The sequence below is a fragment of the Exiguobacterium sp. s16 genome (assembly GCF_018618115.1).
GTDB lineage: Bacteria > Bacillota > Bacilli > Exiguobacteriales > Exiguobacteriaceae > Exiguobacterium > Exiguobacterium mexicanum_A.
Genome location: NZ_JACSLM010000001.1, coordinates 279085 through 300124 on the forward strand (window position 1 = coordinate 279085; position 21040 = coordinate 300124).

Sequence of the window (21040 nt, forward strand, 5' to 3'; positions counted from 1 at the left end):
TCAAAAGAGTCAGCGTCGTTTTTCCCAATAATCGAGTCGTTTTTGCAGCTGTTGCTCGAAGCCACGGCTCGTCGGTGTATAATATTTAGGACGTTTTCGGGCCAAGTTCTCCGGCCAGTAGTTTTGCGCGACGTAGCCGTCTTTCTCGTCGTGCGGGTATTTGTATCCGGTACCGTTGCCGAGCTCGCGGGCGCCTGGGCTGTGCGCGTCACGGAGATGGACCGGTACCGGACCGCCTTCGACCGTCCGGACGTGGTGAATCGCCTTATCGATGGCGGTGATGACCGCGTTCGATTTCGGTGCCGTCGCGAGATATAGGACGGCCTGTGCCATCGGGATGCGCGCTTCCGGGAAACCGACGTGTTCGCTCGCGCGAGCGGCCGCATCGACGATGACGAGCGCGTTCGGGTCACTGAGCCCGATATCTTCGGCCGCATGCACGTAAAGACGGCGCATGATGAAGCGCGGTGATTCGCCGGCCTCGATCATGACGGCAAGCCAGTACAGTGCCGCGTCCGGGTCCGAGCCGCGAATCGACTTAATGAACGCCGAGATGACGTCATAGTGCCGGTCACCCGTCTTGTCGTACTTGATGGCTTTTTGTTGAATTGACTCCTCGGCCACGTCGAGTGTGATTTGAATCTTGCCATCGACCTCGGGCGTCGTCAATACGGCCAGCTCGAGGGCGTTCAACAGGACACGGTAGTCACCGTCCGCCATTTTGATATAATGGTCCACGGCGGCTTCCTCGATTTGGACGGGATAGTTGCCGAGTCCCTTTTTATCAGCGAGAGCCCGCTCCAAGACGACACGAAGTTCGTCTGGTCCAGGCGGTTCGAGCCGAAACACGGTCGCGCGCGACAGCAACGCCGCGTTGACCTCAAAACTCGGGTTTTCGGTCGTCGCCCCGATCAAGATGAGCTTCCCGGCCTCTAGTGCTGGGAGCAGGGCGTCTTGTTGCAGTTTATTGAAACGATGAATCTCGTCTAAAAATAAGATCGTTCGTTCTTGCTCGAAATCAAACCGGGACTCGGCCTCGCGGATGACGCTCCGGAGTTCATCGAGTTTGGCCGTGACGGCGTTCAATTGCACGAACGTCGCTTTCGTATAATTCGAGATGACGCGGGCGAGCGTCGTCTTGCCCGTTCCCGGCGGTCCATACAAGATAATCGTGCCGAGGCGGTCGGCCTCGATGGCCCGCCTCAGCAATTTGCCTTCGCCGATGATGTGGCGTTGACCGATGACTTCGTCTAACGTTTCAGGCCGCATCCGATTGGCGAGCGGGCCGCTATTCGATTGCTGAAATAAATCACTCATACGTACACATTCCTTTCGACAAACGTTTGTTCGACTAGTATAGCAGAAGGAGACATGAAGATGAAAATATCTACAAAAGGTCGTTATGGATTGACGATCATGATCGCACTGGCCCGGGAAACGGACAATAAACCGCTCAGCTTGAAAAAGATTGCGGCCCGGCATGACTTGCCGGAACATTACTTAGAGCAGTTGATCGGTCCACTTCGCAACGGCGGTCTCGTCAAGAGCGTCCGCGGGGCGTACGGCGGCTATCAGCTCGTCAAACCGGCAACGGACATCACGGCGGGAGAAATCATCCGCTTGCTCGAAGGGCCGCTCACAATCGTCGAAGACTCAGAAGCGGACGATGCCGTGAAACGGAAGCTTTGGGATAAAATCAAAGCGGCGATCGAGAAAGTGCTCGAAGAGACGACACTCGCCGATCTCGCTGAAGAAGATTCTGATGGCTATATGTTCTATATATAAAGATGAGGTGAACGAATATGAACTATTTTGATCATGCCGCAACGACGCCGATGCGTCCGGAAGTGCTCGAAGCGATGACACCTTATATGCTCGAACATTATGGCAACCCGTCGAGCATCCACGGCATCGGACGGACGGCGCGCGCCGCACTGGATACTTCGCGCCGGACGCTCGCCACGTGGATCGGGGCGACCCCGAACGAGATCGTCTTCACATCAGGCGGCACCGAGTCGGACAACTATGCGCTGTTCGGTACGGCTTATGCGAATCAACATAAAGGCAAACATGTGATCACGACGAAAGTCGAACACCACGCCGTCTTGCACGCGATGGAGCAACTCGAGCGGGAAGGATTCGACGTGACGTATCTCGATGTCGACGCGACGGGTGCGGTGACGCTTGACTCCGTTCGTGCTGCGCTCCGGGACGATACGATCCTCGTCTCGGTCATGTACGGCAACAACGAGGTCGGCACACTTCAACCGATTGCGGAAATCGGTGCACTCCTCGCCGACCATCAGGCTTACTTCCATACGGACGCCGTCCAAGCGCTCGGTACGGAAACGATTGACGTCAAGGCGCTCGGGGTCGATTTATTGTCGGCCTCGGCCCATAAAATCAATGGCCCGAAAGGTATCGGTTTTCTTTTTATAAAAACAGGTGTAAAATTAGCGACGCGTTCTTTTGGAGGACAACAAGAACGGAAACGTCGAGCCGGCACGGAAAACGTTCCGGGTGCCGTCGGGTTCCAACAAGCAGCCGAACTGGCCAAAATCGAGCAAGTCGAACGAGTGGGCGCGTACCAGCAAATGACCGAGGCGCTCTTCAAGCGACTCGATGAACTCGGAGTCGAGTATGACGTGAACGGGGCGAACCGCTTACCGCACATCGTCAACTTGTATCTCCCGGGCATCGAACTTGAACCGTTCCTCATCATGATGGACATGCGCGGCTTTGCCATCTCGAGCGGCAGTGCCTGCACGGCAGGGTCGATTGAACCGTCACACGTATTGACGGCGATGTTCGGGACGTCGGATCGGACGAAACAGTCCGTCCGCATCAGCTTTGGACATGGCAACTCGGTCGCAGACGTGGAGCGGCTCGCCGAACGACTCTCTGAGGTCGTCTCGACATTCACGAACGGAGTGAGATAAATCATGAACTTACGCACAAAAGCCCCTGCCGAGACGACGGTCGTCGTCGGGATGTCAGGCGGCGTCGATTCATCGGTGACGGCCCATTTGCTGAAAGAGCAAGGGTATAACGTCATCGGAATCTTTATGAAAAACTGGGATGATACGGACGAGAACGGTGTCTGTACGGCGACCGAAGACTATGAAGACGTCATCGCGGTCGCGAACCAAATCGGGATCCCTTATTACGCGGTCAACTTCGAGAAAGAATATTGGGACCGCGTGTTCGAATACTTCTTGGCCGAGTACCGTCTCGGGCGGACGCCGAACCCGGACGTCATGTGTAACAAGGAAATCAAGTTCAAGGCGTTCCTTGACCACGCGCTTCGCCTCGGTGCCGACTTCGTCGCGACCGGGCACTACGCACGGGTCGAGTACGTCGACGGTGAGCATCGACTTCTTCGTGGGAAAGATGACAACAAAGACCAAACGTACTTCTTGAACCAGTTGTCACAAGACCAACTCGCGCGGACGATGTTCCCGATTGGTCATATGGACAAGAAAGACGTCCGTGTCATCGCCGAAGAAGCGGGACTCGCGACAGCGAAGAAAAAAGATTCGACGGGCATCTGCTTTATCGGAGAGCGCAACTTCAAAGAGTTCCTCTCGGAGTATTTGCCATCACAACCAGGCATCATGCAGACGCTCGATGGGGAACAAAAGGGAAACCATGACGGGCTCATGTATTACACGCTCGGTCAACGCCACGGCCTCGGCATCGGCGGCGACGGGGACCCATGGTTCGTCGTCGGCAAAAACGTGGAAGAAAACATCCTCTACGTCGGCCAAGGGTTCCATCATGACGCGCTCTATTCGGACGCGTTGCTCGCATCGAAGCTGTCATGGACAGGGGCCGTACCAACAGGCGAGTTCCGGGCGACGGCGAAATTCCGCTACCGTCAACAAGACGTGCCTGTGACAATCGCACCACTTGAAAATGGCGAAGTGCTCGTCAAATTTGATGAGCCGCAACGTGCCATCACGCCAGGACAGGCTGTCGTCTTCTATGACGGTGACATCTGCCTCGGTGGTGCGACGATTGACGAAGCGTATCGAAACGGAAAACGACTCGACTATATCGGATGAGGTGATGACTTTGAACGCAAACGAATTAGGCATCCAAGCGATGCAACAAGGTGAGTTCGAACAGGCGGCCAAGCAGTTCAATGCTGCCATCGAAGCGGACCCGACGGACCCGACCGGTTACGTCAACATGGGTACGCTCTTGCAAGCGATCGGCGACCATGAACGGGCCGTCGTCTTTTACGATAAGGCGCTCGAACTCGACAACGCGTTCGGCGCGGCCCATTACGCGAAGGGAGCGCTCGCCTATGAGCTCGAACAGCTCGACTTGGCCGAGGCATCTCTGCGTCAGGCGCTCCTCGCCGGGATGGACGACGCCGACCTTCATTTCATGCTCGGCTTGACGTACAAGGCGATGGGCGACTTCGTCCGGGCCTTGCCGCGTCTTCGGGAAGCGATGAAGCAGGCACCGGAAGACGTCGAGATTTCGTTCCAATACGGGCTCGCGCTCGCACAGAACGAACAGCTCGACGAGGCCGTCGAATCGCTCGAGCATACGCTCGACCTCGACGCGAGCCATACGGACGCCCGTTACAACTTGGCAATCGCCTACGCCTTCCTCGGTGAACAGGACAAGACGTACGCCGAGCTTGAACGTGTGCTCGAGTTGCAACCGGACCATGCGCTCGCGTATGACGCGAAAGCGAAAATGGATGAATTGCTCGGTAACTAAATTAATAAAGCGCTTCTCGCAGTGTTTGCGAGAGGCGCTTTTTGTTAGTCCCAATAATGGAAAATGACGTTACCGACCGTCTCTGGTTCCCAATATTTGATTTCTCCGCGTTCCGCTTTGTTCAGAAACGGCTGTAGCGACAAATCGAACCGCTCATTCAACTCAGCCGCTGACGGAATCTGATAGGTGTCAGGAAACATGTCGGTCAGTTCTGGTAAATCGATGAATTCATATTGAAACGGTTCGAGTTTGGAGATGCCGATGACAGGATAGTTTCTGCTGAGCAGGACATAGATGGTTTGCTCACTCCATGTGATACTCGCCTGGTGATAATTCGGAGTGATTTCGTCCCCAATGGTAAAGGAACATATTCCTCGTTTAATCCGGGTGAACTCAAAACAAATCGATTTGAACGTCTTCCAATCTGACCCTGGGGCGGAACAGTCGCCGTATGAAAAGCCGGTGATACATTCAGGGAGGGTGAGCGTCATGCGGACACCTCCCCGATGACCCAAATCAAAAGATTAAAAGTCATCAATACCAGTGTGCCGGCAAGCGCGATGTAGCTCCACAAGACACGCTTTCCGGACTTGGCTCGTCGTACACCATCCATCAAGATCAGGAAACTCGTCCCGAATGAGACGAACGCCAACGCTGCAAACGAAGTGGGTCGGTCGAGCGTGGGAAACGCATTGATCACAAAATACAGCCCAAAGGTGAGCAAGCCTAAACAAGCCATGAGGAAAAGCGGGAAGAAACGCATATGGCACGACCTTTTCCATTTTCTCTCATCGTATCATGTAGGTTGTCGAGCGTACATGTGAATCAGAGCTGTTTCGTCGTGATCTTCACGGGCTCGCCGGCGAACTCACCGTAGGCCTCGTCCATATTTTTCGTGTATAGCTCGATCACGTTCTTGCTCGGGTCTTTGAAGTAGGCCGAGCGCTCTTTACCGTTGACCGTCTCGTCCTCGTCCCACGTCCGGAGTTTCGTCGGGATGTTTGACGCCTCTAACACTTCGAGCGCTTGGTCGAACGACTCCATCGGAACGAAAAATGCGCAGTGGACGTGGGCGCCGCCTTCATCATAGAGCGTGTCCCACTCGGTCACGTCCTCTTGGCGATTCGATTCTTCTTCTGACGTGAAATCTCGTTTCAGCCAAAGGCCGAGGCGAGTATTCCCACCGACATAGAGCCACGTCGCCCAAGGTTCGTCCGCGTGCTCCTGTGCCTCGCTCGGCTCGGCATCATCACCGACCCATTGTTCGACGACGGGCAGTCCGAGCTTGCCGTGCCAAAAATCGACGGCCTCGGTCATGTCGGTCACTTCTAACACGAGTTCACACAGGCCACTGATTGGAATACGGTTCGTCATACATAATCCCTCCTTCATAGGTTCACTCGAACAGTTCCCGCTTTGATTCGACGAAAAACGTGCATAGCCGTCCGAGTGTTCGGGAAATGGATTAGCAATGTGAGAGGGGAGAAAGCATATGCGGATGTTTAGTTTGGTCAGCGTCGTTATTTTTTTCATCATCGAATGGTTCATGCTCGGTCGTCTGTTCATCGAAGTCGATAATCGTCTCGCGACGGGCGAGTGGACGAATAATCTCTTGTTCCGGGTCGTCGTCGAGTCGGAACGGGCGACGACCGTGCTGTTACTCCTGTTTGCGACATTTTTTGTGATCGGTGTCGTCATGCATTGGGTATTGTCGGCGAACAAGTCCTGGTCCGTGACGTTTGGTGCGGTCGGGGTGGCGTGGGTCGTCCCGGCCCTGCTTGCCCTCGTGGCTTGGTTCATCCCGAACCCGTACGTCCAGCTAGGGATCATCGTGTTGCAGCTGTCGTTCATCCCGCTCGTCCCGTTCGTCGGACAGACGGTACGGTTCGGTCACGTCGTGTTGAACTGGGGCGTCCACGTCATCGCCGCGGGACTTGTGCTGTTGATTCAGCGACCATCGCTTGAGCAACTGTTTCGTGTCGAGCGGACCGAGCTGTTCGAGCGGCTCGAAGGTTATGTCAATTCGGGGGAGCTGGAACGGTTCGAACGACTGCTTGAAACCGTGGACTTGGAGCAACTTGAGCGCATCTTGAACCGAATCGATGTCGATCAGCTGATTCGGATTCTTGAACGTGTCGACCTCGACCAGCTCGAGCGCATCCTCAACCTGTTCAGTTAGGCGATTTGTCCTACCGTTCAAACTCGGGCTATAATGGGGGATGGAAAACTAGCTGGAGGTGGCTCGAATGATGGCAGCACCTTACGAGTTGACAGGAAAAGTCATCCGCGTCCTGTTTCAATCGGAAGAAGAAGCGCACACGATCGCGCTCGTACGTATAAAAGAAAAGAACTTTGAGACAGACGAGACCGAGATGGTCATCGCCGGTGTCGGCGTCGGCATCGAGAAAGGCGAGACGTATAAAGCGCACGGGCGTCTCGTCGACCATCCCCGATTCGGGAAACAGATGAAAGCGGAATGGATCCGCCGTGTCGTCCCGATGACGAAACGGGCGGCCGTCCGGTTTTTGACGAACGGCTCTTTCCCGGGAATCGGGCAAAAGACGGCCCAAAAGATTGCTGACGCACTCGGAGACGACTGCATCGACCAAATCGTCAAGCATCCGAGTATCTTGTCGAACGTCGACGGCTTGAAAGAAAAGCAGGCCCGTGTCATCACCGAGCGGTTGAACGTGTTGTATGGGGTCGATCAGTTGCTGTTGTTTTTGGCGCCGTTCGACGTCACACCACGACTCGCCTCGAAGATTCATAAAGAGTATGAAGGTCGGGCGATGGAGACGATCGAGAAAAATCCATACGCCCTCATGTATGATGTTCAAGGCATCGGCTTTAAGACGGCCGACGCCATCGCCGCCCACTTTGGCATCCAAGGGATTCACCCGGAACGGATCGCGGCGGCCGTGTTGTATGTGCTCGAGCTCGAGCAAGGGAACGGACACTTGTTCGTCACGGCCGATCAGCTCGCGAATGAGATGCCGCGCATCATCGGCGGTGATCCGGGTGAGGCGCTCGTCTCGGCGCTCGAGACGCTCGCGAACGATGAACGTGTCATTGTCGAAGACGGAGTCGTCTATCATCCACGTGTGTACCGGGCCGAACAAAAAGCGGCCGAGGAACTCGCGCGCATCATGTCGACATCGACGACGGAAGACGTCGATATGACGACGATCTTTGATGCGGTCGGTCGCGTCGAGGAGATGTTCTCGATCGAGTATGCCAAGCAACAACGAGAGGCGATCGAACTTGCCTTGAAGTCGCCGCTCATGGTGCTGACAGGCGGACCTGGGACCGGGAAAACGACCGTCGTCCGCGGTATCATCCACGCGCTCAGCGATGTGTTCGACTGGAAGCTCGAACCGGTACAGAACCAACCGTTCCCGTTCGTGCTCGCCGCACCGACCGGCCGGGCCGCGAAACGGCTCAGTGAGTCGACGGGCTTGCCAGCCTCGACGATTCACCGTCTCTTAAAGTTTGATGGCAGCTCATTCCAAGTCGATGACACGAATCCGCTCGTCGGAAAAGTGCTCATCGTCGACGAGGCGTCGATGATTGATATCTTCTTGTTCCGCAGCCTGCTTCGGGCAGTGCCGAACGGGATGAAAATCCTCTTCGTCGGTGACCGGGATCAATTGCCTTCGGTCGGACCGGGCCAAGTGCTCGCCGATTTGATGGCGACCGACGGGATTCCCGTCGTCCGGCTCGATGTCGTCCATCGGCAGGCGTCCGAGTCGAGCATCCTACGTCTGGCGCACGCGCTCAACGCGAAACAGATGCCGGACGATTTGCTCGCGGCACTGCCGGACCGTCGCTTTTATACGGCCAACCAAGAGACAGCACTGCAAGCGATCTGTCAAATGGCCGGGGCCGCGCTGCGAAAAGGTTATTCCCCATTCGATATCCAAGTGCTCGCACCGACGTACCGTGGGGTATGCGGCATCGACGGATTGAACGAGGCGCTCCAAAATGTGTTCAATCCGAAATCGGCGGCCCGGGAAGTGAAACACGGCAACCGGACGTACCGAAACGGGGATAAAGTGCTCCAACTCGTCAATAACGCCGAGGAGAACGTCTATAACGGCGATATCGGTGAAATCACGAACATTTTCTATGCGAAAGAAAACGTCGACAAGGTCGACAAAATCTATATCCGCTTCGATCAGACCGAGGTCGAGTATAACCGGAGCGAATGGGACCAGTTCACCCACGCCTATGCCATCACCATCCATAAGTCACAAGGTTCCGAGTTCCCTATCGTGCTCATGCCCGTCTTCTTCAACGGCGGCTTCCGCTCGTCGCGCAACTTGATTTATACGGCCGTCACTCGGGCGAAGAAGAGTTTGCTCTTGTTCGGAGACGTCCGTGCCCTCGAGGCGGCGACGCGAGAAGAAGAGCCGGTGCGGCGAACGAAACTCGTCGAGCGGCTAGGCGGCAAGTCTTGACGTCTCCCGATTGACGTGTGATAATGACGAATAGAAAACTGAAACGATTAAAGACGATGAAGGAAATGAGTACGTCGTAACCGCCTCACCAGAGACATCTTCCTAGGCTGTGAGAAGATGGGGTCCGGTCGACCGAAGCTAGTCTGGAGTCCCCACTCACCCTGGGCGCCTCATCCGCGTTATCGGATGTTCGAGGCACGGCTTTGCCGTGCGAACGAGGGTGGTACCACGAAGCGATGCTTTCGTCCCTTTCCACAGGGATGAGCATCGCTTTTTTTCGTTTCGTTTAAACTGAAGGAGGAATTGTTGATGAAACCGCTCAAACCATTAACTGGCGCACAGATTCGCCAAATGTATTTAGATTTCTTCAAATCGAAAGGACACAGTGTCGAGCCGAGTGCCTCACTCGTACCGGTCGAGGACCCGACGCTTCTTTGGATCAACTCAGGCGTCGCGACGCTCAAAAAATACTTTGACGGCCGCGTCATTCCAGCCAACCCGCGCATCGTCAACGCGCAGAAGTCGATTCGGACAAACGATATCGAGAACGTCGGGAAGACGGCGCGTCACCATACGTTCTTCGAAATGCTCGGGAACTTCTCGGTCGGTGATTACTTCCGCGAAGACGCGATCAAATGGGGCTGGGAACTTCTGACGAGCGACGAATGGTACGGGCTCGACCCGGATCGCTTGTCGGTGACGATTCACCCGGAAGATGAAGAAGCGAAACAACTTTGGCTCGCACTCGGCGTGCCGGCCGACCGCATCATCCCACTCGAAGAGAACTTCTGGGAAATCGGGGAAGGCCCGTCTGGCCCGAACACAGAAATCTTTTTCGATCGCGGACCTGCGTTCGGCGACGACCCGACCGACCCAGAACTATACCCGGGCGGCGAGAACGAGCGTTACCTTGAAATTTGGAACATCGTTTTCAGTCAGTTCAACCATGACGGGCACGGCAACTATACCGAGCTCCCACGAAAAAACATTGATACAGGGATGGGTCTCGAGCGGATGGCGAGCGTCATGCAAGACGTACCGACGAACTTCGACACGGACTTGTTCATGCCAATCATCCGCGAGACAGAGAAAATCAGCGGCGAGACGTACCGCACCGACAGCAGCAAAGATGTGGCGTTCAAAGTCATCGCTGACCATATCCGGACCGTGTCGTTCGCGATCGGTGACGGGGCGCTCCCGTCGAATGAAGGCCGTGGCTACGTCCTTCGTCGTCTGCTCCGCCGTGCCGTTCGCTATGCGAAGATGCTAGGGATCGAACGTCCGTTCATGTACGAGCTCGTCGACATCGTCGGTGACATCATGGTCGACTTCTATCCGCAAGTCCGTGAGAAGAAAGATTTCATCAAGAAAGTCGTTAAGAACGAGGAAGAGCGTTTCCACGAGACGCTTCATGACGGTCTTGCTATCTTGAACGAAGTCGCGAAAGCACAAAAAGCGGCCGGTTCGAACGTCATCAGCGGTGAAGATGCGTTCCGTCTCTACGATACGTACGGTTTCCCGCTCGAGTTGACGATCGAGTACGCCGAAGACCACAAATTGACGGTCGACGAGGATGGATTCAAACAAGCGATGAACGCTCAGCGTGAACGCGCTCGGACTGCCCGTGCCGACGTTGAGTCGATGCAAATCCAGTCAGGCGTTCTTGCGGAAATTACGCTTCCATCATCATTCGTCGGGTACACGAACCTCGGAACTGAAGCGAAAATCATCAGCTTGATTCATGATGGAGAGCTCGTTGACGTCGTCGCGGCAGGGGAAGAAGCACAGGTCATCCTCGATCAGACGCCATTCTACGCTGAGAGCGGCGGTCAAATCGGCGATAAAGGACAAATCGTCGGGTCGGACTTCGTCCTTCACGTGAAAGACGTCTCGAAAGCACCGAATGGCCAAAACTTGCATACGGTCACGGTCACGTCAGGTGTCGCCAAGGCAGAAGTCGCGGTGACGGCTACGGTCGATCAAAGCTCGCGTCAAGCGATCATCAAAAACCACACAGCGACGCACTTGTTGCATCGCGCGTTGAAAGACACGCTCGGTGAGCACGTCAACCAAGCAGGTTCGCTCGTGACACCAGACCGTCTTCGCTTTGACTTCTCGCACTTCGGCCAAGTGACGGCTGAAGAGCTCCAATCGATTGAACGTCAAGTGAACGAACGCATCTGGGCGTCAATCGCTGTCGATATCGAAGAAATGAACATCGCCGATGCGAAAGCGAAAGGTGCGATGGCGCTCTTCGGTGAGAAGTACGGGGATGTCGTCCGCGTCGTCGCTGCCGGTGACTCGGTCGAACTTTGCGGTGGTTGCCACGTCGGCAACACGGCGGAAATCGGTCTCTTCAAAATCTTGTCGGAATCAGGAATCGGAGCCGGTACACGTCGCATCGAGGCGGTCACAGGAGCTGGTGCTTACGAAGTGATGAACCAGCACATCGAGACGCTCGAGACGGCAGCGAAACTGCTCAAGACAAAACCACTTGAAGTGCCGACGCGTGTCCAAGCGCTTCAAACTGAAATGAAAGAACTCGAACGCGCGAGCGAATCGCTCAAAGCGAAACTCGCCAACATCGAAGCGTCGTCACTCACAGACGCCATCGAGACGTTCGGTGATGTCCAATTGATCGCTAAGCGCGTCGACGGACAAGATATGGACGCGCTCCGTGGCATGGTCGACGAATTGAAAGGCAAGCTCGGCTCGGCCGTCATCTTGCTCGGCTCGGCGAACGGCGACAAGGTCAACCTCGTCGCAGGTGTGACGAAAGACTTGAACGACCGTGGCTTCCATGCCGGGAAATTGATCAAAGAAGTGGCGACACGTTGTGGCGGAGGCGGCGGAGGCCGTCCTGACATGGCGCAAGCCGGAGGCCGTGATGCGACAAAACTGGATGAAGCATTGAAGTTTGCTTCACATTACGTTCAATCACTGGCATAATAGAGTGTGAAGTGCAAACGGAAAGAGGTGGATTCTTGTGAGCCAAATGGATCGCACGATGCAATTCAATTTTCCAGAAGATGATAATCGAGCCAACACTCGGGAGACACTGATCACGGTGTATCAAGCACTCGAGGAGAAAGGCTACCAACCGATCAATCAAATCGTCGGATACTTGTTGTCAGGTGACCCTGCCTACATCCCGCGTCATAACGATGCGCGAAACTTAATTCGCAAAATCGAACGAGATGAACTGCTCGAAGAGCTGGTCAAATCGTATTTGAACGATCGTAGAGAGGATTAATATGAAGCGAGTCATGGGGCTCGATGTCGGTTCGAAGACGATTGGGGTCGCCGTGAGCGACCTCATGGGATGGACGGCGCAAGGTGTGGAGACGGTCTACTGGACCGAGCCGGACTTTGAAGAAGCCGTCCGTCTGCTTCAACCGATTATTGAGCAGTACGATGTGAAAGAAGTCGTTGTCGGCCTCCCGAAGAACATGAACGCGACAATCGGACCTCGGGGCGAGGCGTCACAGGCGTTTGCCGCGGCCCTCACCGAAGCGACCGGTTTGCCGACAGTTCTCGTCGACGAGCGTTTGACGACGATGCAAGCGGAGCGGATGCTCATTTCAGCAGACGTCAGCCGAAAAAAGAGAAAGGCCGTCATCGATAAGATGGCAGCCGTCATAATTTTACAAAATTACCTGGATCGTGCAGGCAAATAAGGAGGAATTACTCATGGCAGAAATCCGTCGTGAAGAAGAAATGTACCGTATTCCAGACGAAAATGGAGACGAGCATTTATTTGCAGAAATTTTCCGGATGACGAGCGACCGCTCGAAGAAGACGTTTGTCGTTCTTGAGCCGGTCGGCAATCCAGAAACAGAAGACGAAGATGACGACACAATCGAAGTGTACGCGTTTGAAATCGAAGAACTTGAAGATGGCGAGTTCATCTTGAAGCTCGTCGAAGACGATGATGACTTCGAGGAAGTCATGGAAGCGTTCGATATCGTCAATGACGAAGTTGGTTTAGACTAATACGTGGACGGGCGACTAGGGGAAACCCTCGTCGCCCATCTTCATAACAGAAGAACAGGGGAGAAATGCGCATGAACCATCCATCGATGTTTGATGAGAAGCGTGCACGTAACCGGATCGTTCGGCGAATTACGGTCATCATCCTTGCTGTCTTTCTTCTAGTGATCGCCACAGGTGCCGCGGTATCTTATGCGTTCGTGAAACGATCGCTTGAACCCGTTGACCCAGCTTCGACCGAAACGGTCGAGGTCGAGGTTCCACTCGGTGCAGGTTCTGGTTACATTGGCGAACTACTCGAAGAGAATGGCCTCGTGAGGAATAGCACGATTTTCCGTTTTTACACACGGTTTAAAAATGAATCATCGTTCCAAGCGGGGACGTATACGTTGTCTCCGTCACAATCACTTGACGAGTTGATCGCCACGTTGAAGACGGGGAAAGTCATCGTCGTCCCGGATATCAAATTGGTGATCCCGGAAGGCTTTACGATCGACCAAGTCATCTCGCGTCTCGCAAAACAGGCTGATATTCCGAAAGAAGAGATTTCGGACCAACTGAGCGACGAGGAGTATATCCGCTCGCTCGTCAATGAGCATGAGATGCTGACGGACGAAGTGCTCGCCGACGGGATTTATCACCCGCTCGAAGGTTACTTGTTCCCGGCAACGTATGAGTTCGATAAAGGTGTGACGCTCACTCAGATCATCGATGAGATGCTCAAGCCGACCGAACAGCTCTATCTCGAATACGGCGATGCGGTCGAAGCGTCGGGACGCACGTTCCATGAGACGTTATCGCTCGCCTCGGTCGTTGAGAAAGAAGCGGTCTCGACGGAAGACCGTCAAGAGATCGCGGGTGTGTTTGAGAACCGTCTGGCCGATGGCATGAAGTTGCAGTCCGACCCGACCGTCTGGTACGGTACCGGGGAGACTTCGATTTTCACATCGTTCAACGATCTCCAAAACGATTCACTTTATAACACATACCGCTACGAAGGGATCCCAATCGGACCAATCGCTGCGGTCAGTCGTGACGCATTCGTCGCCACGCTCAATCCGAACGATACGGATAACGTTTATTTCTACGCCCGACCACCGCGTGAAGGATTCCCGAACGGGGAAGTCTTGTTCGAAGTGGAGTACGAGGCGCACCAACAGAACGTCAACAAGTATCGTCCAGAATGGGAAGCGTTCGAAGAAGCAAACAACAATTGACGGATATGCGACCGGAAGCCTTGGCTTCCGGTCGTTTGAATGATTAGAGAGTAAGAGGTGTACGACGTGGAACATTCATCCTATGAAGGTTACGTGGAGAACTTGGTCACGCCCCGGTCGCCGTTATTGGCGGAGATGGAGGCGTTCGCCCGAGAACATCACGTGCCGATCATGGACTTGACCGGATCTGAAGTGTTGCTGTCGCTTCTCGCGATGCAACGTCCGAAACGGATCCTTGAGGTCGGTACGGCAATCGGATACAGTGCGATTCGAATGGCTGAACTGTTGCCGGACGCAGAAATCGTCACGATCGAACGAAACGCACGACGACACGAAGAGGCACTCGGCTTTATCGGACGCTCGGACGTATCGGACCGAATCACTGTCATTCATGGTGATGCGGTGGAGTTGATCGGGACGATTGAAGGAGAATTCGATGCGGTCTTTATCGACGCGGCCAAAGGTCAGTATCAAAAATTCTTTGATGGGTATGGCGCTTTAGTACCAATTGGTGGTACGATTTACAGCGATAATTTATTTTTACGAGGGGACGTCCTGCTCGAGGATGTGTCAGTGCTTGACCGTCGACGCCGCCGGCTCGTTCGTCTCGTAAAAGAGTTTACTGAGCAATTGATGGCACGGACCGATTATCATACTGCAATTTTGCCCCTTGGTGATGGCCTAGCAATCAGTCGTAAATTACGATGAGGAGGACTTAACTTTGATGCAACATAAACCCGTCATTATCGGCGTGGCCGGGGGGACCGGATCAGGTAAGACGACCGTGGCCCGCGCGCTCGTGGATGCGTTCAAAGGACAATCGGTCGTCATGATCGAGCAAGACGCGTATTATAAAGACCAGTCAGAGATGACGATGGAAGAACGATATAAGACGAACTATGACCACCCGTTCGCATTCGATAACGATCTTTTGATCGAGCATATCAAGCAGTTACAAGAGCACAAGGCCATCGAGAAACCGGTGTATGACTATGCGGCGCACACGCGCTCGGACAAGACGATCTTGATCGAGCCGGTCGACGTCGTCATCGTCGAAGGCATTTTGGCGCTCGAGGATGATCGTCTCCGCGACTTGATGGACATTAAAGTGTTCGTCGACACGGATGCGGACGTCCGCATCCTACGCCGGATGCAGCGCGATCTCAATGAGCGGGGCCGGTCGATCGACTCGGTCGTCGCCCAATATACGAATGTCGTCCGGCCGATGCATCTTCAATTTTGTGAGCCGACGAAACGTTATGCGGACATCATCGTACCTGAAGGTGGAGAAAACTTTGTCGCCATCGATTTGCTCGTGACGAAGATTCGCTGGGTGCTCACAGAACGCAACCGGGCATAAGGAAATAAATCGTTTTCAATTTAACCTAGCTGTAATATACTAGGAGACAATGAAGGAGTGACAGAAATGGCTGAAAAACAACATTACATGACGTTAGACGGAAAAGCTAAGATCGAAAATGAATTGAACGAACTGAAGACGGTGCGCCGTAAAGAAGTCGTTGAGAATATTAAGATCGCCCGCGATTTCGGAGACTTGTCTGAGAACGCTGAATATGATGCAGCGAAAGAAGAGCAGGCAATGGTCGAAGGACGCATCGCCCAACTTGAAGAGATGCTTCGTAACGCCGTCATCATCCAAGATGACGTAGCCGACAACTCGATGGTCGCCATCGGGAAAACGGTAACGTTCTTCATTCAAGAAGATAACGAAGACGAGACGTACACAATCGTCGGTGGCGCCGAGGCCGACCCGTTCACAGGGAAAATCTCAAACGAATCACCGATCGCTAAAGCGCTTCTCGGCCGTACGGTCGGAGACGTGGTCAACGTTCAAACGCCAGGCGGCGACATGGTCGTCGAAATTAAAGAAATCAAGTAACACTAACGAGCGACATCCATCTGGAGGTCGCTCTCTTTCTGAGGAGGCACATATGATGAAAATCGGAATCATTGGAGCGATGGAAGAAGAAGTAAACTTGCTTCGCAACGAATTGACAGAACGGACAGACACGGAAATCGCCAACTATCACTTCTATGAAGGATACCTTGGCAACGTGGAAGTCGTCATTTTGAAATCAGGCATCGGCAAAGTGAACGCGGCCATCGGGACAACGCTCTTGATCGATAAGTTCAAACCGGACGTCGTCATCAACACCGGTTCAGCCGGCGGCTTCAAAAAAGGGATGAAAGTCGGCGACGTCGTCGTCTCGACAGAAGTCCGTCACCACGATGTCGACGTGACAGCGTTCGGCTACGAGTATGGGCAAGTTCCAGGTATGCCGGCGGCGTATACGGCCGATGCGCACTTGATGGACGTCTGTAAAGAAGTCATCGAGAGTCTCCATGACGTGAACGTCCATACGGGCCTCATCGTGACGGGCGACTCATTCATCAATGACTCGAAACGGGTGGCGGACATCCTCGGACATTTTGATGGCGTCGCCGCCGTCGAGATGGAAGCCGCTCCAATCGCGCAGACGTGCTACCAGTTTGGTGTCCCGTTCGTCGTGACTCGTTCGATCTCGGACAGCGCCGATGAGGAAGCGAACTTGTCGTTCGACGAATTTTTGGAGACGGCATCGATCAACTCGGCGAAAATGGTCATGGCCGTCACAAAACGACTCGGTCAAAGCGAATAATCGAGAGGGATGCGTTGACATCCCTTTTTTATTCCCTTATATTAGTACCAGATACTAAGAATAGGGGTCATCAACATGAACATTGGAATCATTGGCATCGGTTCGTTCCTTCCGGACAACCGGATCACGAACATCGATTTGGAAAAACGAATGGATACGAGCGACGAATGGATTCGGACCCGGACCGGGATCGAGGCGCGCCATTTGGCAGACGCTGATTTGAGCGTTGCCGATATGGCCACAAAGGCTGCCGAACGGGCGCTTCAAAGTGCGGGTGTGTCGATTGAAGATATCGACGCGATCATTTGCGCGACGGCGACGGCGCCATCATTCCCGGCGACGGCTTGTCTCGTGCAAGCCAACCTTGGGGCAAAGCAAGCGGTCGCCTTCGACGTTAGCGCCGCCTGTAGCGGCTTCATCTTCGCGATGGATACGGCGAAGAGCATGATGCTCGCGAAAGGGTTGAAGCGCACACTCGTCATTGGAGCTGAGAAGATGGGCAACTTGATCGATTGGGACGACCGTTCGACCGCCGTCTTGTTCGGTGATGGGGCGGGTGCCGTCGTTCTCGGCGAAGACGAGGTGGCCGCCATCGAGTCGGTCATTCTCGGAAGTGACGGAACCGGCGGAAAGTTCTTATATGAGAATGAAGAAGGTAAGATTGTCATGAACGGTCGTGAAGTGTTCAAATTCGCCGTCCGTAAGATGCCTGACATCGTCTTAGAGGCGTTGCAAGGGGCCGGGAAGACGATTGAAGACCTCGACGTCCTCGTGCCGCACCAGGCGAACCGTCGTATCATTGACGCAGCGATTGAACGGTTAGGGATTGACGAAGCAAAAGTTGTCGTCACGATTCAAGACCATGCGAACACGTCAGCTGCTTCAATTCCACTTGCTTTGGCCGAAGCGGTCAAGCAACGGAAAATCTCAAACGGTCAAACGATCGTCGTCGCCGGCTTCGGCGCCGGGCTCACATGGGGAGCGAGCTGTTTAACATGGAATAACGCTAACATCACGGAGGAGATTAACGCATGAAACGAGTAGTCATCACAGGATTAGGAGTCGTTTCCCCACTCGGGAACGACGTTACGGCAATGTGGGAGCGACTGTTGAACGGGGAAAATGCAGTCGATACGTTAACAAAGATTGATATTAGCCAGTATCCGGCGAAAGTCGGGGCGGAAGTAAAGGAATGGAACATCGATCATTTGGTCGAACCGAAGGAAGCGCGCAAGATGGATTCGTTCATTCAATATTCGATTCTTGCGGCTGACGCTGCGCATCGGGATAGCGGTCTAGATGTGAAAGCAATCGCGGACGATGTCGGGATTTGGATCGGAAGCGGGATCGGTGGTGTCGAAACGATCGACAAACAAGCGAGCATCTTGCATGAACGGGGACCACGTCGCATCAGCCCATTCTTCATCCCGATGATGATTCCAAACATGGCGAGCGGTCAAGTTTCGATTTACCTCGGAGCAAAAGGGCCGAGCAACTGCTCGGTCACAGCTTGTGCGTCTGGAACGAACTCAATCGGTGAGGCGTTTAAAGTCATCCAACGTGGTGATGCCCTCGCGATGTTCGCAGGTGGGGCCGAAGCACCAATCACGCCGCTCTCATTCTCAGGATTCTGTGCCAACAAGGCACTATCGACGAATCCAGACCCGAACACGGCATGCCGCCCGTTCGATCAGAACCGTGACGGCTTCATCATGGGTGAAGGCGCGGGCGTGCTCGTTCTCGAGGAATATGAGCATGCGAAAGCGCGCGGAGCCAAAATGTATGCGGAAGTCGTCGGGTATGGCATGAGTTCGGACGCTTACCACATCACGGCACCGTCACCTGAGGCAGAAGGTGGATCAAAAGCGATGAACGAGGCGCTACGTGACGCGGGAATTCGTCCAGAAGACGTTCAATACATCAACGCACACGGGACGAGCACACCACTCAACGACATGCTCGAGACGAAAGCAATCCACAACGTTTTCGGTGACCACGCGCACAACTTGGCCGTCAACTCATCAAAATCGATGATCGGGCACTTGCTCGGCGCAGCCGGCGGAGTCGAGGCCGTCATCACGGCGCTATCGATTCATGAGGGACGGATTCATCCGACGATCAACTGTGAGACACCAGCTGATAATTGCGATTTAGACTATGTCCGTGACGGAAATCGGGAACTTGATATCCAGTACGCACTGAGCAACTCGCTTGGCTTCGGGGGCCACAACGCGACGCTCGCATTCGCGAAAGTGAACGACTAATAGTAGAAAAAAGTGACAAAAACGGGTAGGGTATAAGGGTTGGTCTAACAGAGAGGAGAATGCCAGATGAAACGATTTTTCATCGGTGCCGCCTTGTTGGGTTCAGTCCTTATCCTTTTTTTCGTTATTTGGTACGGACAACGAGAGCAGGCACGAGAATTACTACCACCAGAAGAACAAATCGTGACGATCCATGGAGAGACGTTGCCGGAGCAGCCGAACACGCTGCTCGCGATCGATCCGAGTTCGCAAACTGTGTTATCGCATATTTATGAAGGATTGTATCGCTTCGGAGCGGACGGTGAGATTGAACCGGGACTCGTTGAGACGATGACGCGTTCCGAGGACGGGGCGACATATACGTTTAACTTGAAGGCAAGTCAAACCGTCAATGGAAATGCGATCACGGCTGAAACGTTCGTCGATCATTTTCGCAGGCTCGCCGATGACGATACGAATTCCCCGTTCAGTTTCCTCCTCGGAGATGTATTGAACGCGAAAGCAATCAGTCTCGGGACGAAAGAACCAGAGACGCTCGGCGTGAAAGCGATTGACGAACAGACACTTGAACTGACGCTCGAGCGGCCGATGGAAGGGTTCGAGCAGATGTTAGCGATGCCGGCCTTTTTGCCGCAGACGATGATTGGGGAGTGGCAAGAGCTCGATGCGAACGGACCGTTCCAAATCGAGTCAATCGACGCGGCCCAGGCGACGTTGATAAAAAACGAGGATTATTATGATGCAGATCGCGTCACACTCGAAAAGGTTATCATTTGGGCGGATGAAGGTCTAAGTTCAGAGCCCGACGGTATTCACCCGATCCCTTACGGCACGGACGAGGGGACGATCGAATCACTCGAAGGTAAGCTCATTGATGTCCCGCGAAGCGGCGTCTTCTATTTAAAACCGAACGTCGACGAGTATCCGTTCGATGATGCCGATTTCCGACGCGCGCTCGCGCTCGCCTTAGATCGCGAAGCAGTGGAAGGGTCACTCGCAAGAGCCGAACGGACGACAGAACGATTGCTCGTCACCGATCAAACGGAGACGGAGCCGACGCTTGAAGGAGAGGCGGCGACACTGTTCGCAGACGTGCTTGATCGGCTCGAAGAAGAGGAAATCGAGATTGAGTTGCTCAGCTTTGTCGATGAAGAGGCGAGACAAATCGCCCAGACGATTGAAACAGAGCTTGAACAACTTCCCGGTCTTCAAGTGAACGTCGTCGAGTTGCCGCTCGGTGACAAAGTTAGGAAAGAAGTCGCAGGCGATTACGCGTTGTCACTATCAGGGTGGCAACCGGACTACCCGGCATTCAGTGCCTATTTGACCCAATTCGAGACAAATAACTATTTGAATTCGAGCGGATACACGGACGAAACGTTCGATCGTTTGATGGATGAGGCCCGCTCGACAGAAGTACTTGCGGACCGGAACGAGACGTATCGACAGGCGGAAAAACGGCTGTTGGAAGAAGCTGTCGTTATCCCAATCTACCAAGCTGGAAGATCTTACGCAGTCGATTCCAAATATGCGGAAATCGGTTTTCCGGTCATCGGTCCTTCGTACGTCCTAACTTTTTCTAAAGTTTATGAAAAATGAGCTAAAAGCCCGTCTCCCTAGGCGGGCTTTTAGCCTATAATAAAAATTTTTTAGAAAAATCAAAATAAACACTTTGCAAAATTATCAGAATATTGTATTATTGCTTCAACGGGATTGTG

22 protein-coding genes are annotated in these 21040 nt (G+C 53.9%); 18 read left to right on the plus strand and 4 right to left on the minus strand.

Features of this window, described 5'->3' with window-relative positions:
* Positions 1–9 precede the first annotated feature (9 nt).
* Complete coding sequence (locus tag KNP86_RS01455) at positions 10–1317, minus strand: replication-associated recombination protein A (RefSeq protein WP_214752578.1); 1308 nt, start codon at positions 1315–1317, stop codon at positions 10–12.
* A 60-nt stretch (positions 1318–1377) separates the two neighbouring features.
* Between KNP86_RS01455 and cymR the strand changes: the two genes are divergently transcribed.
* From cymR to KNP86_RS01475, 4 genes are read left to right on the plus strand one after another with little or no spacing between them, the layout of a single operon-like run.
* The gene (gene cymR / locus KNP86_RS01460; RefSeq protein WP_021066920.1) at positions 1378–1785 is read left to right on the plus strand and encodes a cysteine metabolism transcriptional regulator CymR; all 408 of its coding nucleotides are present in this window, start codon (positions 1378–1380) and stop codon (positions 1783–1785) included.
* Between the two features lie 17 nt (positions 1786–1802).
* On the plus strand, positions 1803–2939 hold the full coding sequence (locus tag KNP86_RS01465; RefSeq protein WP_214752580.1) for a cysteine desulfurase family protein: 1137 nt from the start codon (positions 1803–1805) through the stop codon (positions 2937–2939).
* Positions 2940–2942: 3 nt separating this feature from the next.
* Positions 2943–4064 (plus strand): tRNA 2-thiouridine(34) synthase MnmA, encoded by a 1122-nt coding sequence (gene mnmA / locus KNP86_RS01470; RefSeq protein WP_034776905.1) that lies wholly within the window; start codon positions 2943–2945, stop codon positions 4062–4064.
* A gap of 4 nt (positions 4065–4068) precedes the next feature.
* Positions 4069–4734, plus strand: a complete 666-nt coding sequence (locus KNP86_RS01475) for a tetratricopeptide repeat protein (protein WP_214752582.1) — start codon at positions 4069–4071, stop codon at positions 4732–4734.
* Between the two features lie 44 nt (positions 4735–4778).
* Here KNP86_RS01475 and KNP86_RS01480 read toward each other — a convergent pair whose 3' ends face one another.
* The 3 genes from KNP86_RS01480 to KNP86_RS01490 form a co-directional block, all read right to left on the minus strand.
* On the minus strand, positions 4779–5225 hold the full coding sequence (locus KNP86_RS01480) for a hypothetical protein (protein ID WP_214752584.1): 447 nt from the start codon (positions 5223–5225) through the stop codon (positions 4779–4781).
* Positions 5222–5497 carry a hypothetical protein gene (locus KNP86_RS01485; RefSeq protein WP_214752586.1) on the minus strand — a complete coding sequence of 92 codons (276 nt, stop codon included), beginning with the start codon at positions 5495–5497 and terminating at the stop codon, positions 5222–5224. The genes KNP86_RS01480 and KNP86_RS01485 overlap by 4 nt, the downstream gene beginning before the upstream one ends.
* A 62-nt stretch (positions 5498–5559) precedes the next feature.
* Positions 5560–6108: a VOC family protein gene (locus KNP86_RS01490; protein ID WP_235420143.1), complete on the minus strand. Its 549-nt coding sequence runs from the start codon at positions 6106–6108 to the stop codon at positions 5560–5562.
* A 118-nt stretch (positions 6109–6226) separates the two neighbouring features.
* On the opposite strand from KNP86_RS01490, the gene KNP86_RS01495 reads away from it, so the two are divergent.
* The 14 genes from KNP86_RS01495 to KNP86_RS01560 all read left to right on the plus strand — a co-directional run bounded on the left by KNP86_RS01495 (position 6227) and on the right by KNP86_RS01560 (position 20921).
* On the plus strand, positions 6227–6913 hold the full coding sequence (locus KNP86_RS01495) for a magnesium and cobalt transport protein CorA (protein ID WP_214752588.1): 687 nt from the start codon (positions 6227–6229) through the stop codon (positions 6911–6913).
* 67 nt (positions 6914–6980) lie between these two features.
* A complete protein-coding gene (gene recD2, locus KNP86_RS01500; RefSeq protein ID WP_200881478.1) occupies positions 6981–9191 on the plus strand; it encodes an SF1B family DNA helicase RecD2 in 2211 nt (736 codons plus the stop codon).
* Positions 9192–9500: 309 nt separating this feature from the next.
* On the plus strand, positions 9501–12140 hold the full coding sequence (gene alaS, locus KNP86_RS01505; protein WP_214752590.1) for an alanine--tRNA ligase: 2640 nt from the start codon (positions 9501–9503) through the stop codon (positions 12138–12140).
* 37 nt (positions 12141–12177) lie between these two features.
* On the plus strand, positions 12178–12444 hold the full coding sequence (locus KNP86_RS01510; protein WP_029595797.1) for an IreB family regulatory phosphoprotein: 267 nt from the start codon (positions 12178–12180) through the stop codon (positions 12442–12444).
* A gap of 1 nt (position 12445) precedes the next feature.
* Positions 12446–12868, plus strand: a complete 423-nt coding sequence (ruvX, locus tag KNP86_RS01515; protein ID WP_214752592.1) for a Holliday junction resolvase RuvX — start codon at positions 12446–12448, stop codon at positions 12866–12868.
* Positions 12869–12881: 13 nt separating this feature from the next.
* Positions 12882–13184, plus strand: a complete 303-nt coding sequence (locus tag KNP86_RS01520) for a DUF1292 domain-containing protein (protein ID WP_034776918.1) — start codon at positions 12882–12884, stop codon at positions 13182–13184.
* A 71-nt stretch (positions 13185–13255) separates the two neighbouring features.
* Positions 13256–14398 (plus strand): endolytic transglycosylase MltG, encoded by a 1143-nt coding sequence (gene mltG / locus KNP86_RS01525; protein WP_034776920.1) that lies wholly within the window; start codon positions 13256–13258, stop codon positions 14396–14398.
* A gap of 66 nt (positions 14399–14464) precedes the next feature.
* The gene (locus KNP86_RS01530; protein WP_138859710.1) at positions 14465–15106 is read left to right on the plus strand and encodes an O-methyltransferase; all 642 of its coding nucleotides are present in this window, start codon (positions 14465–14467) and stop codon (positions 15104–15106) included.
* 16 nt (positions 15107–15122) lie between these two features.
* On the plus strand, positions 15123–15758 hold the full coding sequence (udk, locus tag KNP86_RS01535; RefSeq protein ID WP_034776924.1) for a uridine kinase: 636 nt from the start codon (positions 15123–15125) through the stop codon (positions 15756–15758).
* A 66-nt stretch (positions 15759–15824) separates the two neighbouring features.
* Positions 15825–16298 (plus strand): transcription elongation factor GreA, encoded by a 474-nt coding sequence (greA, locus tag KNP86_RS01540; RefSeq protein WP_029595793.1) that lies wholly within the window; start codon positions 15825–15827, stop codon positions 16296–16298.
* 55 nt (positions 16299–16353) lie between these two features.
* A complete protein-coding gene (gene mtnN / locus KNP86_RS01545) occupies positions 16354–17058 on the plus strand; it encodes a 5'-methylthioadenosine/S-adenosylhomocysteine nucleosidase (RefSeq protein WP_029595792.1) in 705 nt (234 codons plus the stop codon).
* A gap of 75 nt (positions 17059–17133) precedes the next feature.
* Entirely contained in the window at positions 17134–18093 is a 960-nt protein-coding gene (locus tag KNP86_RS01550; protein WP_034776926.1) for a beta-ketoacyl-ACP synthase III, read from the plus strand.
* On the plus strand, positions 18090–19322 hold the full coding sequence (gene fabF, locus KNP86_RS01555; RefSeq protein ID WP_214752594.1) for a beta-ketoacyl-ACP synthase II: 1233 nt from the start codon (positions 18090–18092) through the stop codon (positions 19320–19322). Before KNP86_RS01550 ends, fabF begins: the two co-directional genes overlap by 4 nt.
* Positions 19323–19388: 66 nt before the next feature.
* The gene (locus KNP86_RS01560) at positions 19389–20921 is read left to right on the plus strand and encodes a peptide ABC transporter substrate-binding protein (protein WP_214752596.1); all 1533 of its coding nucleotides are present in this window, start codon (positions 19389–19391) and stop codon (positions 20919–20921) included.
* Positions 20922–21040 lie beyond the last annotated feature (119 nt).

Excerpts from the sequence above, each read along its gene's own strand:
- mnmA (WP_034776905.1), top strand. The coding sequence starts at position 2,943 with ATGAACTTACGCACAAAAGCCCCTGCCGAGACGACGGTCGTCGTCGGG.
- KNP86_RS01520 (WP_034776918.1), top strand. The coding sequence starts at position 12,882 with ATGGCAGAAATCCGTCGTGAAGAAGAAATGTACCGTATTCCAGACGAA.
- KNP86_RS01550 (WP_034776926.1), top strand. The coding sequence starts at position 17,134 with ATGAACATTGGAATCATTGGCATCGGTTCGTTCCTTCCGGACAACCGG.
- cymR (WP_021066920.1), top strand. The coding sequence starts at position 1,378 with ATGAAAATATCTACAAAAGGTCGTTATGGATTGACGATCATGATCGCA.
- KNP86_RS01480 (WP_214752584.1), bottom strand. The coding sequence starts at position 5,225 with ATGACGCTCACCCTCCCTGAATGTATCACCGGCTTTTCATACGGCGAC.
- KNP86_RS01560 (WP_214752596.1), top strand. The coding sequence starts at position 19,389 with ATGAAACGATTTTTCATCGGTGCCGCCTTGTTGGGTTCAGTCCTTATC.
- mtnN (WP_029595792.1), top strand. The coding sequence starts at position 16,354 with ATGAAAATCGGAATCATTGGAGCGATGGAAGAAGAAGTAAACTTGCTT.
- KNP86_RS01485 (WP_214752586.1), bottom strand. The coding sequence starts at position 5,497 with ATGCGTTTCTTCCCGCTTTTCCTCATGGCTTGTTTAGGCTTGCTCACC.
- fabF (WP_214752594.1), top strand. The coding sequence starts at position 18,090 with ATGAAACGAGTAGTCATCACAGGATTAGGAGTCGTTTCCCCACTCGGG.
- KNP86_RS01490 (WP_235420143.1), bottom strand. The coding sequence starts at position 6,108 with ATGACGAACCGTATTCCAATCAGTGGCCTGTGTGAACTCGTGTTAGAA.
- mltG (WP_034776920.1), top strand. The coding sequence starts at position 13,256 with ATGAACCATCCATCGATGTTTGATGAGAAGCGTGCACGTAACCGGATC.
- KNP86_RS01495 (WP_214752588.1), top strand. The coding sequence starts at position 6,227 with ATGCGGATGTTTAGTTTGGTCAGCGTCGTTATTTTTTTCATCATCGAA.
- alaS (WP_214752590.1), top strand. The coding sequence starts at position 9,501 with ATGAAACCGCTCAAACCATTAACTGGCGCACAGATTCGCCAAATGTAT.
- greA (WP_029595793.1), top strand. The coding sequence starts at position 15,825 with ATGGCTGAAAAACAACATTACATGACGTTAGACGGAAAAGCTAAGATC.
- udk (WP_034776924.1), top strand. The coding sequence starts at position 15,123 with ATGCAACATAAACCCGTCATTATCGGCGTGGCCGGGGGGACCGGATCA.
- recD2 (WP_200881478.1), top strand. The coding sequence starts at position 6,981 with ATGATGGCAGCACCTTACGAGTTGACAGGAAAAGTCATCCGCGTCCTG.
- ruvX (WP_214752592.1), top strand. The coding sequence starts at position 12,446 with ATGAAGCGAGTCATGGGGCTCGATGTCGGTTCGAAGACGATTGGGGTC.
- KNP86_RS01465 (WP_214752580.1), top strand. The coding sequence starts at position 1,803 with ATGAACTATTTTGATCATGCCGCAACGACGCCGATGCGTCCGGAAGTG.
- KNP86_RS01475 (WP_214752582.1), top strand. The coding sequence starts at position 4,069 with ATGACTTTGAACGCAAACGAATTAGGCATCCAAGCGATGCAACAAGGT.
- KNP86_RS01455 (WP_214752578.1), bottom strand. The coding sequence starts at position 1,317 with ATGAGTGATTTATTTCAGCAATCGAATAGCGGCCCGCTCGCCAATCGG.